This window comes from Aerococcus mictus (assembly GCF_003286595.3).
Taxonomy (GTDB): domain Bacteria; phylum Bacillota; class Bacilli; order Lactobacillales; family Aerococcaceae; genus Aerococcus; species Aerococcus mictus.
This window is the reverse complement of the sequence record NZ_CP132985.1, coordinates 722,613-736,960: the sequence shown is the minus strand read 5'-3', so window position 1 is coordinate 736,960 and position 14,348 is coordinate 722,613. Positions and strand designations below refer to the sequence as shown.

Sequence of the window (14,348 nt, the reverse complement as noted above, 5' to 3'; positions counted from 1 at the left end):
TAAACCGTGTTCTGTTGTAAATCTTATTGCAATCAATTATACGCAAGAAAAGCTAAATTTTCAACTTCAAAATAACGCCCATTTGCTCAGTTCTAATTATCGCTATCCAGCTTCTCAGCTTCTTCATCAAATAGTTTTTGTGCCTCCTCAGGCATTTGGGCAGGTTGGTCTCCAGAAGCTTGGTCAAAAAATTCTTTTTGCGCTTGTTTATGCTTAGCCTCATCCAAAGCTTCTTGGTAGAGTTGGTCAGCTTCCTGGTTGCGTACCTGGAAGTTCTCCCCAGCTAGGACTTCGTCCAATACCGGTGTCTCAACTTTTTCTTCTTCTTGATCTGCAAAGAGTTCCTCCCATTGCGGATCATCTAAAACTTCTTTTGCATTATTAATCAAGCCTTGCATTTGGAAGATGTAATAGCGCGACATTTCCCTGAGCCGTGATTTCTCTTTAACAATGGTATTGGCTTTATCCGCTGCCGTTTGTAGGAGTTTTTGGGCTTCCGATTCGGCTTTTTGAATAATAAGATCAGCCTCATTCAAGCTATCCGCGCGCACCCGGTCAGCGGCTTGTTGGGCAACGACTATAGACCGATTCACTGAGGCTTCTCGTTCACGATATTCATCGAGTTGGTTATTGACATCGTATAATTCCTGTTGCAAATATTGGTTATTGGTCTCCAGATTATCCATGACCATGGAAAGCTCTTTAAGATAAGCGTCGACCTCTTTTTTATCATAACCCCGCATTTTGCTATTAAATGTTTTTTCTCTCACTTGTTTAGCTTGCATCGAAAGTAACCTCCTAGCGATTTTCTAAACGACTTAATTGTACCCGATACTTGCCCTTTTTGCTGACCTTAAGCACCTTGTCTAGGCGCAGCCGCCCATGATGTCTAAGCGATAAAATATCTCCTTCAGACACTGTTTGAGCACTGTTGGTTAAGGGCATCCAATTGTATTTCACTAAACCAGCTTCAATGGCTGATTTTACCTTTGACCGCGACAAGTTAAAGCCCTCGCTTAAAACCAAGTCCATGCGAAAGGAGGTTAGTGACCTTTCCAAAGGCTGCCAAGGGTCTTCCACTTGGATCCGATCAGCAAAATCGATGGCTTCTAATTTAACACTGACTTTTCCAATACGTTGAATTTGACTGTTTACAAAGTCAGTGAGAGAAGCATCAATAAAAAATTGCCAGTCCAAGTCAGAGTGAATGATATCGCCAATTCGATTTCTTTGTAAACCTTCCCCCAGTAAAGTTCCTAGGACTTGGCGATGTTCAATATGGTTGAACTTGACGGCATAATTAATCTGAATCAAACTAATGTTAAAATCACTGTCATTGACCTCCTCATAGCGAGGGGCAATGATCATCCGGCGCATTTCAGCTTGAGGATAACCGCCAAAATCTTTAACCTGTAGGTCTTCATCCTTACCAATGAGGGAATAGACAATGGCCTGCTCTCTAGGATCCAAAAAGTGGCTTAAAAAAGGTTGAAAAGATGCAGACACTCGGTTTTTCCAATTAATCACCTGGTCAACAAAATCCGCCTCACTCGGCAAGAAATGCATCAAAGTCGAATCGGTCATCTCAAATAACAGTCCTTCTAGCGTAAAACATTTAAGCCACTAATGGCTAGTTCTAAGACTAAGATGGCTACAATAGGGCTAAAACTAATGCCGCCGATCGGTGGGATTATCCGTTCGAACCAGTCAATATAGGGCCTGACGATCCGGTCCAATAATTGGCCCAAACGACTCTGTCTAGCGCCTGGCAACCAAGATAAAAGTGCCCAAACGATGATAACAGAAATATATATTTGCAATACATTTTGAATAAAATTAATCATTAACATTCCTACCTTTTTGGCTAGTCTTTGAAGAAAGCTGACCCTACTCGAATAAAGCTGGCCCCTTCTTTAATGGCAAGTGGATAGTCTTGGCTCATTCCCATGCTAAGCTCGGTGCAAGGAGCGTGCATCCATTGTTGGTCAGCAACTTGGTCACGCAAGCTTGCCAATTGTCTAAAAATTTCTTGAACTTCTGAGTCACTGGCAGCACTCGGAGCCATGGTCATCAAACCCACTACCTTGATTTTCTTAAATTCAGCTAAATGTTCGATGAAGGGAAGGGTTTCTTCCTTGGTTAGACCATGTTTAGAAGTCTCTCCGGAGATATTCACTTCAACAAAACATTTAATCTCTTTAGTCGCCCGCTTATCAATCTCTTTAGCTATCTTTATACGGTCTAAGGCATGGTAATAGTCAATTTCATTAATAACCTCTTTGACCTTTCGTGACTGCAAGGGACCGATTAAATGCCAAATCACATCATCCGGCATAGCTGCTTTTTTAGCTAATAAGCCTTGGACATAATTTTCTGCAAAGTGACGGATGCCACAATGGTATACTGCCATGGCCTCTTCAGAACTATGATATTTAGAAACGCAAATCAGCGTGACCTTGTTTGAAGAACACGCTGATTGCTTAGTATCCTCTATGATACCTTCAATTTGTTTAACATTGGCTTGAATCGTCATGATCTTAACGACGACGCTTTCTAAAGAATGGTGGTGTGTCTAACTCATCATCTTCACTAACGTTATCAGTAAAGCGGTTGTCTTGTTGGTAGCGTGGGTCTTGGCCACCATAATTACGTCCTGAATCATTCCAAGGCTCTTGGTTTACTTGCCCTTGGCGGTTTTGGAAAGCTTGGTTATTTGGAACTTGTTTTTCTTCAAAGTATTCGGGACGATTACCTAAATTTCTGGCTTGTCCTTGATTTTGAAAGGCTTGGTCTTGATAATTTGGTGTTGCTTGGCTAACGGGACGTTGCTTTTTTGCCTTACGTTGTTTTTCTTGGCGACGTTCAGGATCAATCCCGGTAGCAATAACGGTTACCACCACTTCGTCATCTAAACGATCATTAATAGTGGTACCAAAAATGATGTTCACTTCGCTAGAAGAAGCCGCACCAACGATTTCAGCAGCGTCTTGGGCTTCAAATAGGGTTAGGTCTTCTCCACCAGAAATATTCAAGAGAATTTGTTCAGCCCCATCAATGGATACTTCTAATAATGGTGAAGAAATGGCCTTCTTGGTTGCTTCAGCCGTACGGTTTTCCCCGCTTGCTGTACCAATGCCCATTAAGGCTGTCCCTTGGTCTTGCATCACGGTACGCACGTCAGCAAAGTCCAAGTTCACATAGCCGGGTGAGGTAATCAAGTCAGAAATTCCTTGAACCCCTTGGCGTAAGACATTGTCCGCTTCACCAAAGGCTTCCCGCATTGGGGTTTTCTTATCAACAATTTCTAATAAGCGGTTGTTAGAAATGGTCACTAAGGTATCCACATATTCCTTCATGTTGGCAATACCTTCTGCTGCTGCACGACCACGTTTAGGGCCTTCAAAGGTGAATGGGCGGGTAACTACCCCAACGGTTAAAGCACCTAAGTCTTCCTTAGCAATACGAGCAACAATTGGAGCAGCACCGGTACCAGTACCACCACCCATACCAGCGGTAATAAAGATTAAATCAGCACCTTCTAGTGCTTCGCGAATTTGGTCTTCACTTTCTTCAGCGGCTTTTTGCCCTACTTCTGGTTGGGCCCCAGCACCAAGACCACGGGTCACTTTAGGACCTAAGTGAATCTTTGCATCTGCTTTAGAGTTAGCCAAGGCTTGGGTATCAGTATTAGCAACAATAAATTCAACACCCTTAACGCCTTCATCGATCATGCGGTTAACAGCATTGTTACCCCCACCACCAACACCAATGACCTTGATGTTAGCGTTATTGTTGTATTCTGCAGTATTATCAAATTCTAAATCCATAGTTAATCCTCCTATTTATAAGCAATTCCCTCTTAACTAAACATATCATCAAAAACTTGACGTATTTTTTGTAAGAATCCTTCATCTTCTTGGTTGTCATCTTGATACTCTTGACCAGCATCTTCAGCTGTTGCATAAACATCACGCTCATCATTCGTTACAGAATCCTTATAAGTTGGTTCATCCACAACTGCCTCTTGATGAAGGGCTTGATTGGAAGCTTGGTAACTTGGTTTACTTTGATTACTGTTTACAGAATGGGTCTTTCCTTGAGCAACATGATAAATATCTGGTAGCTTAGCTGCATAAGCCACAACGCCATATGCTGTTGTAAAGCTTGGATTTCTTAGGCCAACTTGTTCAGGAATATAGAATCTAACATCCGTTCCAAACATTTCCTCAGCCAAATCAACTAAACCTGGTAAGGAAGCGGCTCCTCCGGTGATCACAACTCCTCCAGGAAGTTCAAAGGCTTCCACTTGGTCTAAGGCTTTCTTTAGCGTTTCAAATATTTGTTGTAAACGTGCTTCAATAATTTCTGCAAGATACTGTTCATCAACACGAACAGGGTCTTTTTTCCCGATCGTTTCAACTGGGAAATATTCATCAGGACTGGTAACGTCTGATTTTGCGTAGCCATATTCTAATTTAATACGTTCAGCATTTTCTAAAGTCGTATTGAGTATAGTGGAAATATCTTTTGAAACATATTCTCCACCTTCTTGATCAACATAAGAGAATTTTAATTGACCTTCATGAATCACACTGGCTGTAGATTGCCCGCCACCCATGTCGATGATAATAGTTCCAAAATCGCGTTCATCTTCAGATAAGGCCACTTGACCATTGGCCAAGGGTTGAACAACTAGGTCATCAACAATGAGACCAGCTTTATCAACACAACGTTTAATGTTGTGAATGATGGTTTTGGGCCCGGTGATCATGCTGGCGTATAATTCTAAACGAACGCCAATCATACCACGTGGGTCGCGAATGCCATCAAAACCATCAACGATAAATTCTTCAGGAACAACTGATATAATTTCTCTCTCGGGGGGTACAGCTCTCACTTTAGCTGCTGATAAGACATTGTAGACGTCCTTGTCGGTGATTTCTCGATTTTCTCCTGAAACGGCAATCATTCCGTAACAAGGTTCAATATTAATTTGATTACTTGGAACGCCGACAACCACTCGATCAATTTGTATGTTAGCTTTCTGTTCGGCTTGGTTTACTGCACTTCTAATCGCTTCGACGGTTTTATCAATATCAACAATAACTCCTCGGCTTAGGCCTTCAGAGCGTTGACTACCAACACCGATAATATTTAAACGTTGATTAACATTTTCGGCAACAACGACTTTGACGGAAGTGGTTCCAATGTCTAATCCTACATATGTTTTGGGTTGAACCATATGATTGAAACCTCCTATTTAATTCTATAAGTATTAGATATGACTATATCGCAATTAATTTTAACATAAATCCTATTAAGACGAAACGAATTTGTTAGTAATCGGCCTTTTTACTTCTACCACTTGGCCAGCAAATAGGACTATTAATTGTTTTTAATCATTGTATAAGAGACATGTCCGTTTTTTCAATCCAATTTAATAGATAAATTCTAAGAATTACTTGACCTAGTCTGAGTCACTGTTGATGACTGCTGGCTCGAATTAGTGCCGGGTCTAGGGTTGGACTGACTACTAGTTTGCCTTTGTGAAGAAGTCCCTTCCTCACTTGCTCCGCTTTGCTCTCCTCTTGGCTTAGGTTTATCTCCTGGCTTAGACTCGCTGCTATGCTTATCAGCCTTTGACTGCTTTTCTTTAGACTTTTCCTTTACCTGGTCCACTTTTTCTTGGTAGGAAGCTTTTTCCTCCGGACTCACAAAAGGATCGTTGAGGGGATTCTTTTCTTGGAAATAGCTCCCTACTTCCATATTAATTACCCCGGTTTTTCCTTCTAATTCACTAACGATTTGCTCATAATACTGCATCCGGTCAGCGATACTATCGATAAAACCTACCACGATATTACCATCTTCCATTTTTAAAGCAATATGGTTAGGGTAATTATCATCGCTAATATTCACAACCTCATTAATCTTAGCCAGTAAGTCATCAGACAATTTGGAAAGTTGGTTGGCCAGGTGAAGAAGTTCTTGGTCTTCAAAACTCGTAAAGAGGGGAATATCCTGGTCAAGATAAGGAATAGCCCCATCAAGAATAATATGATTTTCCAAAACGGGATAATAAAAATCTTGTTTCTTCACATAGCCAATGGCACGGAATTCTTGGACATTAACTTCGACCGTTCGATTTCCCTTAGCATTCAGCTGAACACTGCGGACACTGGGGAACAATTGTTTTAAGCGGTTATCCACCACCCCGGTTTTTGATTCAATCCCTAGATAGGTCATATTTTCCCGTAAGCCTGATCCATAGAGAATCTGCTCTTGGGGGACAATATTATTCCCACTTACTTCAATTGCAGCGATACGGTTAAGTGGTGAAAGCCAAAGGACACTAAAAATAATCATAAAAAGGAAAGCAGCAGCTAAAATCAATCGTGCCCACGAGACTGATTTTAACTGCACTTTTTTGTTCTTTGACCGGGATAAATAGGTCCAATTGATATACTTTCTATAATTAAAAGTCTTTTTGTGCTTTTGCTCTTGATCTTTAGTGGAATCTTCGCCCTTTCCCTCTTCTTCATTTGGCAGGCCTTGTTGCTTATCTTTTAGCCCTAAGTGTTTTTGCGGATGCACTTGACTTAGTCCAGGGTCATCACTGGACTCATCGGCTTGCCCTTCACTTGAGGCCAATTCTTCCTGCTTCTCGGCCTCTTGACGCCGTTGACGAAAGCGTCGGGCTTCCTTATCCCAATCAACCATAATAACCTCCTTTAGAGCAGATCTTTAATGACTTGAATAATCCGATCACTAGCATCAGGGACGCCTAAGTTTTTTGCTTGGTGGCTCATTTGGATGCGCTTACCCGGATTGGTCATTAGTTCATCAATAGTTTGCAGTAAGCGTTTAGGGCTGAGGTCTTTTTCTAGGATCATTTTGGCAGCCTGATTGTTGACCAAACTTTCAGCGTTATGCTGTTGGTGGTTATTAGTTACATTAGGACTAGGAATCAAGATACTTGGTGTACCGACTGCCGTCAGTTCAGTAAGCGTCGTTGCTCCACTCCGACAAACAACTAAGTCTACCTTACGCATAAGTTCAGGCATATTATTGATATACGGCAGGATTCTAACATTGGAAAAGTTCTCCATATTAGGAAAGCGAGCTTGCCAATCCTCATAGTAAATATCTCCAGTGGCGATGATACTTTGATAGGACCGGTGTTGTAGTTCACCTACCATGTCCAAAACCACTTCATTGATCCGTTGTGCCCCCCGGCTTCCGCCAAATATAAGCACTGTAGGCAGGTCATTATCTAAGTGAAAACTTTCTAAATCAACTTGAGAAGAATCTCCAGCTAATTCTTGGGCCCTAGGGTTTCCCGTAAAGACCACCTTATTATTGTGATGTTTAAAATCTTCCTTGACCTCAGAATAGCAAATACAAATTTTATCAACATAGCGACTGAGAAACTTATTAGTGACCCCAGCAACACTATTTTGTTCATGAATAATCGTTGGAATTTTCATCTTAGCGGCTTGGTAAAGAACCGGTGCACAAACATAACCACCTGTTCCAATCACCACATCTGGTTGGAAAGCTTTTAAATATTTTTTACATTGATGAATACTTTTGACCATGTAGGCTAGAGTGCGCACATTGTCAAAAGAAAGTGAGCGTTTTAGCCCCTGGATTCTAATCGTCTGAAAGTCAATGCCCAAATTAGGAACAATTTTCCCTTCAAGCCCCTTTTCTGTTCCAATATAGAGGAATTCCGCTTGGGGGTATTGCGTTAAAATTTCTTTCCTCAGTGCTAGGGCTGGATAAATATGTCCGCCTGTCCCACCACCAGATAAAACGATTCGCATAGTAAAACTCCTTTTTAGCTTTCCTGATTCTTTAATTCTGCTACTGCATCGATAAAGCGTTGACCACGCACTTCAAAATTAGGGTATTGGTCCCAAGAAGCACAGGCAGGGGATAAAAGAATCACATCTCCTGGCTGGCTTAAACGGTAAGCAGCTTGGGTCGCCTCTTCAATATTTTTAGCGACACTAATTTGAGAAATTCCTGCCTTATTAGCGAGATCGATAAATTTATCCTGGGTTTCTCCCATAGCTACTAGGGCATGCACATGACCTAGCTCTTTTAATAGCTCTTCCACACCATTTCCTCGGTCCAAGCCACCAGCTATCCATACTAAGGACTCTTTAAAACTGCGTAAGGCTGTGATGCTGGCTTCATTATTGGTCGCCTTGGAATCATTGTAAAAGCGGCGGTCTTTTATTTGATCAACAAATTGAATCCGGTGTTTGACTCCATGGAATTGTGAACAAGCTGCTTGGATACTTGCATTGCTTACGCCTAATAATTTAGCGATAGCAAGAGCGACTAAGGCATTCTGAACATTGTGTTTACCAGGTAAGAAGAGGTCTTCTCGTTTTAAGACCGTCTCACTCCCCCACATTAGGGTCCCTTCTTTTTCATTATACCATGCCCCTTTTTCCAACTCACTTTCTATCGAAATCGGAATAACTTGGGCAGAACTTTCCTTAGCCTTTTGCCAAAGGATTTCTTGGTCATAGTTTAATAGTAAGTAATCGTCTGGACCTTGGTTCTTAGTAATCCGCCATTTGGCAGCGAGGTAATTTTCAATACTTCCATGATAGTCTAAGTGGGTTGGGTAGAGGTCAATGATGGCTGCAATATGGGGACGAAATGTTTCAATTCCCATTAATTGAAAGCTGGACAATTCCAATACTAAACGATCTTGACTGCTTAATCCTTGGCTGGCGGTTAAAGCCGGTATTCCTATATTGCCGGCTACTTCCGTTTTTCCGGTTAATTCCCTAGCGCCTTGTAAGATCTCTCCCAATAAGGAGGTAGTGGTTGTCTTACCATTTGATCCGGTAATACCAATGACCTCCGCTTGGTTAAACCAGGCTAGAAGCTCGATATCGGTATAAATCGGTAAGTTCAACTCCTGGGCTCTTTGAACCATGGGGTTGCTATAAGGGATGCCAGGATTTTTGACCATAAAAGCAAAGTCCTCGTCTAGGAGCTCAATAGGATGATAGCCAGAAATAATACGAACATTGTGCTCAATAAGATCTTGGGCGGCTTTATTTTCATCTAGGGGCTGCTTATCATTGACAGTCACAATCGCACCTTCGGCAGCGAGTTTCTTAACCACACTCAGACCCGTTTTGGCCAAACCTAAGACCAAAACCTTTTTATTCTTTACTGTTTGCTTACTAGATGTTTGCTCCATAATATACTCCTAAAAAATAAAAATTCCGATAACACTTAAAGCTGCAGCAATGCCCCATAAAACAAAGTCAATTTTCCATTCACTCCAGCCTTCCATTTCAAAATGATGGTGGATGGGGGTCATTTTGAAAATGCGCTTGCCAGTCTTTTTGAAATAAGTCACTTGAATCATGACACTAGCCGTTTCCACGACGTAAATAAAACCGAAAACTAATAAACTCCAAGGATTTCCAGTCATTAAGCTAATCACCGCTAAGCTAGCGCCAATTGCCAATGAACCAGCGTCACCCATAAAGACTTTAGCGGTTTTCATATTAAAGATTAGAAAACCAAACAAAGAAGCAATCAAGGCAACGTTGAAGAGCGCCAGATCCATCTGCCCTTGTTTTAAAAAGATAATGAGATAGGCAGTTAGGCTAATAATCCCGTTACCACTGGCTAAACCGTCAATTCCATCGGTGAGGTTGAATGCATTGGAAAAGCCGGTGATCCAAAAAACCGCAAAAATAAAGACCACTAAAATAGATGAAGTACTCAAGCCAAAGGGAAGCGGTAAGGAAAAGTTTAACCCCGAAAAATACATGGCCAGAATCAGAACGGCCGAGGCCATAAGCTGGGATAAAAATTTTTGCTTCGATGTTAGGCCTTCATTTTGTTTTTTGAAAATTTTCAAAAAGTCATCCACAAAGCCGATCCCAGCGAAGAGAACTAAGGAAAGCATTAGAATTACCAGAGGAAGGGAAAAGTAATGATTCCAAAGTTTGTGGATCGTCAAGGCCAACAAACTAGCAAATAGGAAAACTAAGCCTCCCATAGTAGGGGTGCCACTTTTTTGCTTGTGCCAGCTGGGACCAATGGCTAAAATCTCCTGACCAAATTGTTTAGCATGCATCCATTGGATAAAGATCGGTATTAAGATAACCGTTATTACAAAACTCAATATAAAGGTAAATAGCATAAATGATTCTCCCGTTCTCATTATTGTAATTCTACAGTAAGCCCCTGGCCATCAGAAATCGGCCGGCCAGGTTCTATATTTTGACTGATCACTTTACCTTCACCATTCACTTTGAGATTAATTCCTAACAAACGTGCTAAGGTAATAGCTTCTGTCTTTTCTAAGCCAAGGAAGTTTGGCATTTCCACATGCCCGTTGGTTAAGAGATAAACACGATTATCTAAAGATCGTCTAGTCCCCGCTTGTGGAAATTGTTCAATCACCTTATCTCCGTCACCAATCACTTCAACGTTGACAAAGCCATTTCCCTGCATGGTTTGCTGGCCACTTTGGATACTGCTGTTAACCACATTAGGCACTGCCGTTAAATGCGCTTGGTCGGATTGATCTAACTTCCCATATTCCATCGCCCTTTTCATAAAGGGAACAAAGATTTCTGAAAGTTGTACCTGAGCCAACTTTCCTGCTGAAGGAGATGGTTTCTTTAGGGTTAAGTATAAAATGTATTGGGGATGATCGGAAGGTGCAAAGCCGACAACAGAATGTAAATAATTCGATTCACCAGATAAGTAACGCCCCGCTTTTTCATCAAAAATTTCTGCTGTCCCGGTCTTAACCGCCAGACGAGTACCTTCAACATCATAGATTTTACCAGTACCAGTTGGGGCATAGACGATGGACTCCAAAGCTTTCAAGGTTTTTTGAGCGGTTTCTTCAGAAATCGGTGAGGAAATCACTTCTGGTTTGACAACTTCAATACTGCCATCTTCTTTTTCAAGGCGGTCTATTACATGTAATTTCATCATCTTGCCACCGTTACCGACTGCGGTATAAGCTTGCATTAAGGCCCAAGGAGTGACTTGGATTCCTTGTCCAAAAGCGGTATTGGCCTTTTGGAGTTCTTCATCATAATTCATCGAACCCGCTATCTCATCAGAGAAACCTGAATTAGGTTTCTGAGTTAAGCCAAATTCCACCATATACTTATGCCAGGTATCATAGCCCATGGCTTGAACCAATTTTACCACAAGCACGTTAGATGATTGGGATAATCCTTCTAACTGGGTAATGGTTCCCCAACCGACCTTATTCCAGTCACTAATGCGGATACCATCCACAATAATACTCCCCGATTGATAGGTAGCATCAGGATCAAACACCCCTTCTTCAATAGCAGCAGCAATGGTCAAAACCTTAATAACCGACCCGGGTTCAAAGGCTTCACCAACCAAAAGATTGGTCCACATATCTTCAATCCCTTTGCGGGTTTGCATGTTAAAAGTCGGTCGTTGGCTGGCTGCCAGAACATTCCCAGTAGAAGGCTCAACCAACATGGCTGTCATCGATTCAGGATGGTAATTATCATAGATGTTAGACATCAAACCCTCTAGGTAGGTTTGTAAACGGGTATCGATGGTCGTGTAGACATCTAAGCCATCTTTAGCTTCACTGTTAGCCGCTTCATTATCATCACTATTGGCATCATTGACAGCGACTTGGTCATGGCCAGCCTGGTAGTCTTTGATAGCATTCTTTCCTGCCAGATGGGAGTCTAAGCTCTTCTCTAAGCCTAATTGCCCCACGAGGCGACTATCCAGGGGATTTTCCGCTTCTTGAAATTGGGCATAACCAATCACGTGAGAGGCAAAGATTCCCGAGGGATATAGGCGGGAAGGTTGGGGGTCAAAGTGGATCCCTTGCAGGTTTTCATTTTGAATCTCTTGCATTTTCGCATAGGAAAGGTTTTTCCCAGCTTGGCCAAATTCAATTTGAGTGGCATTTTCCGTGTTTAATTGTTTGAGGATGTCTTCTTTTGACATATCAATATGCTTACTTAAAACTTCTGCTGTGTGCTCTTTTTGATCATCAGGAACATGGATGGGTTCGGCGCCTTCATCGGCCCAAGCGGAGGTTAAAACAGCGTATAAATTATAAGAAGTAGCATCCGTAGCTATCGCGTTACCACCAACATCATAGATGGTCCCACGTTTAGCCAATTGAATACTACTTCTTCCATATTGTTGCTGTGCACTTGCTCTTAAGTCCACCCCATCAACTTCTCCACCCAGCATGATATAAGCTAGTCTCCCTACAAAGAGGACAAAAATAAAACTAACCAAAAGCATCATGATATGCAGAAATTGTAAACGGTTTTGCTTGCTATTTTGATGTTTCATTGGTGACATTCCTTATATTTTCTTCTTCTAGCTTCAAGCCGTTGTCCTTGGCATACTGCATAACTCTTTCATAACTAGATAGTTCATTAACTTCTTGTTGGAGATTACCTTTTTCCGTTTTTAAGGCCTGGGTTTCTCTTTGCACATTTTGTAATTCTTGTCTTTTAGCGTCCACTGATGAACGTGCATTAATCAGCCAAAAAATCGCCACCATTAAAAAGAGAATCATTCCTGCTGAAAGCAAAAAATCTTTTCCCGTAAAAAAAGTAGAGGTCTCTACATGGTAGTGACCATTTAAAGATTTTGCTGAATGACTATACCTATGATCAATTTCCTCCTTAGGCAGGGCATATTGAAGTTTAGCTTTCTCTCTTTCAAGTGCTGGTGATGACACATTAACGACTCCTCTCAAATTACTCCGATACCCGTTCAATGACACGTAACTTGGCGCTTTGTGCCCGTGAATTCTTGTCTAATTCTTCCTGGCTGGGATAAATCGGTTTTTTATTTACTAGACGAAACTTAGCTTGGGGCAGTTGGCTTTCCAATAAGGGCAACTGGCTAGGAAGATTATCCACAGTGCTGGCCTCTTTAAACATGACCTTAACAATTCGGTCTTCCAAGGACTGAAAACTAATGGCTGCAATCCGCCCCTCAACCTTTATCAATTGCAAACCCTGACTTAAGGAACTTTCAATGGCTCCCAATTCGTCATTGACTGCAATACGGATGGCTTGAAAACTGCGTTTAGCTGGGTGACCGCCCTTGCGGCGGGCGGGAGCGGGAATGGCTTCTTTGATAATTTCCACTAATTCAGCTGTCCGAGTAATAGCTGCCTTTTGGCGGTGGTTTTCAATGTTACGCGCAATGGCCTTGGCAAACTTTTCCTCACCATAGCGTTTGAGGATGCGAACTAAATCGGCATAAGACCATTCATTAACCACTTCTTTAGCAGTCAATGATTGACTTTGGTCCATCCGCATATCTAAAGGAGCATCCTGCTTATAGGAAAAGCCCCGCTCTCTATCATCTAATTGCGGGGAAGACACGCCTAAGTCATAAAGAATACCGTCAACTTGCTTAACGCCTCTTTGGGCAAGTTGCTCTTCTAACTGAGCAAAATTAGCATGGATCAAAGTCAGTTGCCCAGCTGCAATCGCATCAGCGAAGCGGTCCTTAGCATGGTTGATGGCCTGGATATCTTGGTCAAAAGCATAAAGGCGACCCTTGGCTGATAGTTTACTTAAGAGATAGCTGGTATGACCGCCGCCTCCCAAGGTGCAATCGACATAAGAACCATCTTCTTTAACATTTAAGGCATCAACCGTTTCTTTTAAAAGAACCGTAATATGATGAAATGTTTCTGACATAGGGGCCTCCTTCTCCTAAAGACCAAAATCAAACAGGTTTTCTGCAATATCTTCAAAATTATCTGAAAGCGACTCAGCTTCTGCTAGCCAGCGGCCTTCATCCCAGATTTCTATCCGTTCACTGACACCAATCACGCGACAGGCCTTTTCTAAATGAGCAAAATCGATCAAGGTTTGGGGAATATTAATCCGCCCTTGCTTATCCAGTTCTACCTCTTGGGCAGCTGAGTAAAAAAAACGGGTAAAGGCCCGGGCATCCTTCTTAGCTAAGGGAAGTTGTTTTAACTTTTCCTGGACCAGGTCCCAGGTAGCTTTCGGATAACCAAAAATACAGCCATCCAAGCCGCGAGTAATTACAAAACGCTCCCCTAAATCATCGCGCAATTTAGCGGGCATAATCAGGCGACCCTTGCTGTCGATATTATGTTTATATTCTCCCATTAACATAATTTTTCGCCTTTCTGTGTCCCTGGTCCGCCTAGCTTACTAAGATAATATTAGTTTACCACAATCCTCCACAATCCTCCATTATTCCCCAAATATTTTTGAATTTTTACCACATCCTCCACTTTTCTAAAAAAGGCAGCAAAAAAGCTCAAGCAAGAAAGCAGAATT

At 41.9% G+C, this 14,348-nt stretch carries 14 protein-coding genes; all 14 read right to left on the bottom strand.

Annotated elements, in window-relative coordinates:
* Positions 1-92 precede the first annotated feature (92 nt).
* The gene (locus DBT49_RS03460) at positions 93-785 is read right to left on the bottom strand and encodes a DivIVA domain-containing protein (protein WP_070559240.1); all 693 of its coding nucleotides are present in this window, start codon (positions 783-785) and stop codon (positions 93-95) included.
* Positions 786-798: 13 nt separating this feature from the next.
* Positions 799-1,584 carry a YlmH family RNA-binding protein gene (locus DBT49_RS03455; RefSeq protein ID WP_070559242.1) on the bottom strand — a complete coding sequence of 262 codons (786 nt, stop codon included), beginning with the start codon at positions 1,582-1,584 and terminating at the stop codon, positions 799-801.
* Positions 1,585-1,601: 17 nt separating this feature from the next.
* A complete protein-coding gene (locus DBT49_RS03450) occupies positions 1,602-1,844 on the bottom strand; it encodes a YggT family protein (RefSeq protein ID WP_013669306.1) in 243 nt (80 codons plus the stop codon).
* 20 nt (positions 1,845-1,864) lie between these two features.
* The gene (locus DBT49_RS03445; protein WP_070559246.1) at positions 1,865-2,533 is read right to left on the bottom strand and encodes a YggS family pyridoxal phosphate-dependent enzyme; all 669 of its coding nucleotides are present in this window, start codon (positions 2,531-2,533) and stop codon (positions 1,865-1,867) included.
* A gap of 4 nt (positions 2,534-2,537) precedes the next feature.
* Entirely contained in the window at positions 2,538-3,827 is a 1,290-nt protein-coding gene (ftsZ, locus tag DBT49_RS03440; protein WP_070559248.1) for a cell division protein FtsZ, read from the bottom strand.
* 32 nt (positions 3,828-3,859) lie between these two features.
* Positions 3,860-5,242 carry a cell division protein FtsA gene (gene ftsA, locus DBT49_RS03435; protein ID WP_070559251.1) on the bottom strand — a complete coding sequence of 461 codons (1,383 nt, stop codon included), beginning with the start codon at positions 5,240-5,242 and terminating at the stop codon, positions 3,860-3,862.
* Between the two features lie 209 nt (positions 5,243-5,451).
* A complete protein-coding gene (locus DBT49_RS03430) occupies positions 5,452-6,720 on the bottom strand; it encodes a cell division protein FtsQ/DivIB (protein ID WP_070559253.1) in 1,269 nt (422 codons plus the stop codon).
* Between the two features lie 11 nt (positions 6,721-6,731).
* The gene (murG, locus tag DBT49_RS03425) at positions 6,732-7,826 is read right to left on the bottom strand and encodes an undecaprenyldiphospho-muramoylpentapeptide beta-N-acetylglucosaminyltransferase (RefSeq protein ID WP_070559254.1); all 1,095 of its coding nucleotides are present in this window, start codon (positions 7,824-7,826) and stop codon (positions 6,732-6,734) included.
* A gap of 14 nt (positions 7,827-7,840) precedes the next feature.
* Positions 7,841-9,229 carry a UDP-N-acetylmuramoyl-L-alanine--D-glutamate ligase gene (gene murD / locus DBT49_RS03420; protein ID WP_070559256.1) on the bottom strand — a complete coding sequence of 463 codons (1,389 nt, stop codon included), beginning with the start codon at positions 9,227-9,229 and terminating at the stop codon, positions 7,841-7,843.
* A 9-nt stretch (positions 9,230-9,238) separates the two neighbouring features.
* Complete coding sequence (gene mraY / locus DBT49_RS03415; RefSeq protein WP_111872395.1) at positions 9,239-10,186, bottom strand: phospho-N-acetylmuramoyl-pentapeptide-transferase; 948 nt, start codon at positions 10,184-10,186, stop codon at positions 9,239-9,241.
* A 20-nt stretch (positions 10,187-10,206) separates the two neighbouring features.
* Positions 10,207-12,363, bottom strand: a complete 2,157-nt coding sequence (locus DBT49_RS03410) for a penicillin-binding protein (protein WP_101560557.1) — start codon at positions 12,361-12,363, stop codon at positions 10,207-10,209.
* Entirely contained in the window at positions 12,347-12,757 is a 411-nt protein-coding gene (gene ftsL, locus DBT49_RS03405; RefSeq protein WP_013668707.1) for a cell division protein FtsL, read from the bottom strand. The genes DBT49_RS03410 and ftsL overlap by 17 nt, the downstream gene beginning before the upstream one ends.
* Before the next feature lie 19 nt (positions 12,758-12,776).
* Positions 12,777-13,733 (bottom strand): 16S rRNA (cytosine(1402)-N(4))-methyltransferase RsmH, encoded by a 957-nt coding sequence (gene rsmH / locus DBT49_RS03400; protein ID WP_070559262.1) that lies wholly within the window; start codon positions 13,731-13,733, stop codon positions 12,777-12,779.
* Between the two features lie 15 nt (positions 13,734-13,748).
* Positions 13,749-14,180, bottom strand: coding sequence for a division/cell wall cluster transcriptional repressor MraZ (gene mraZ, locus DBT49_RS03395; RefSeq protein WP_070559269.1), 432 nt, complete (start codon positions 14,178-14,180; stop codon positions 13,749-13,751).
* Positions 14,181-14,348: the final 168 nt, after the last annotated feature.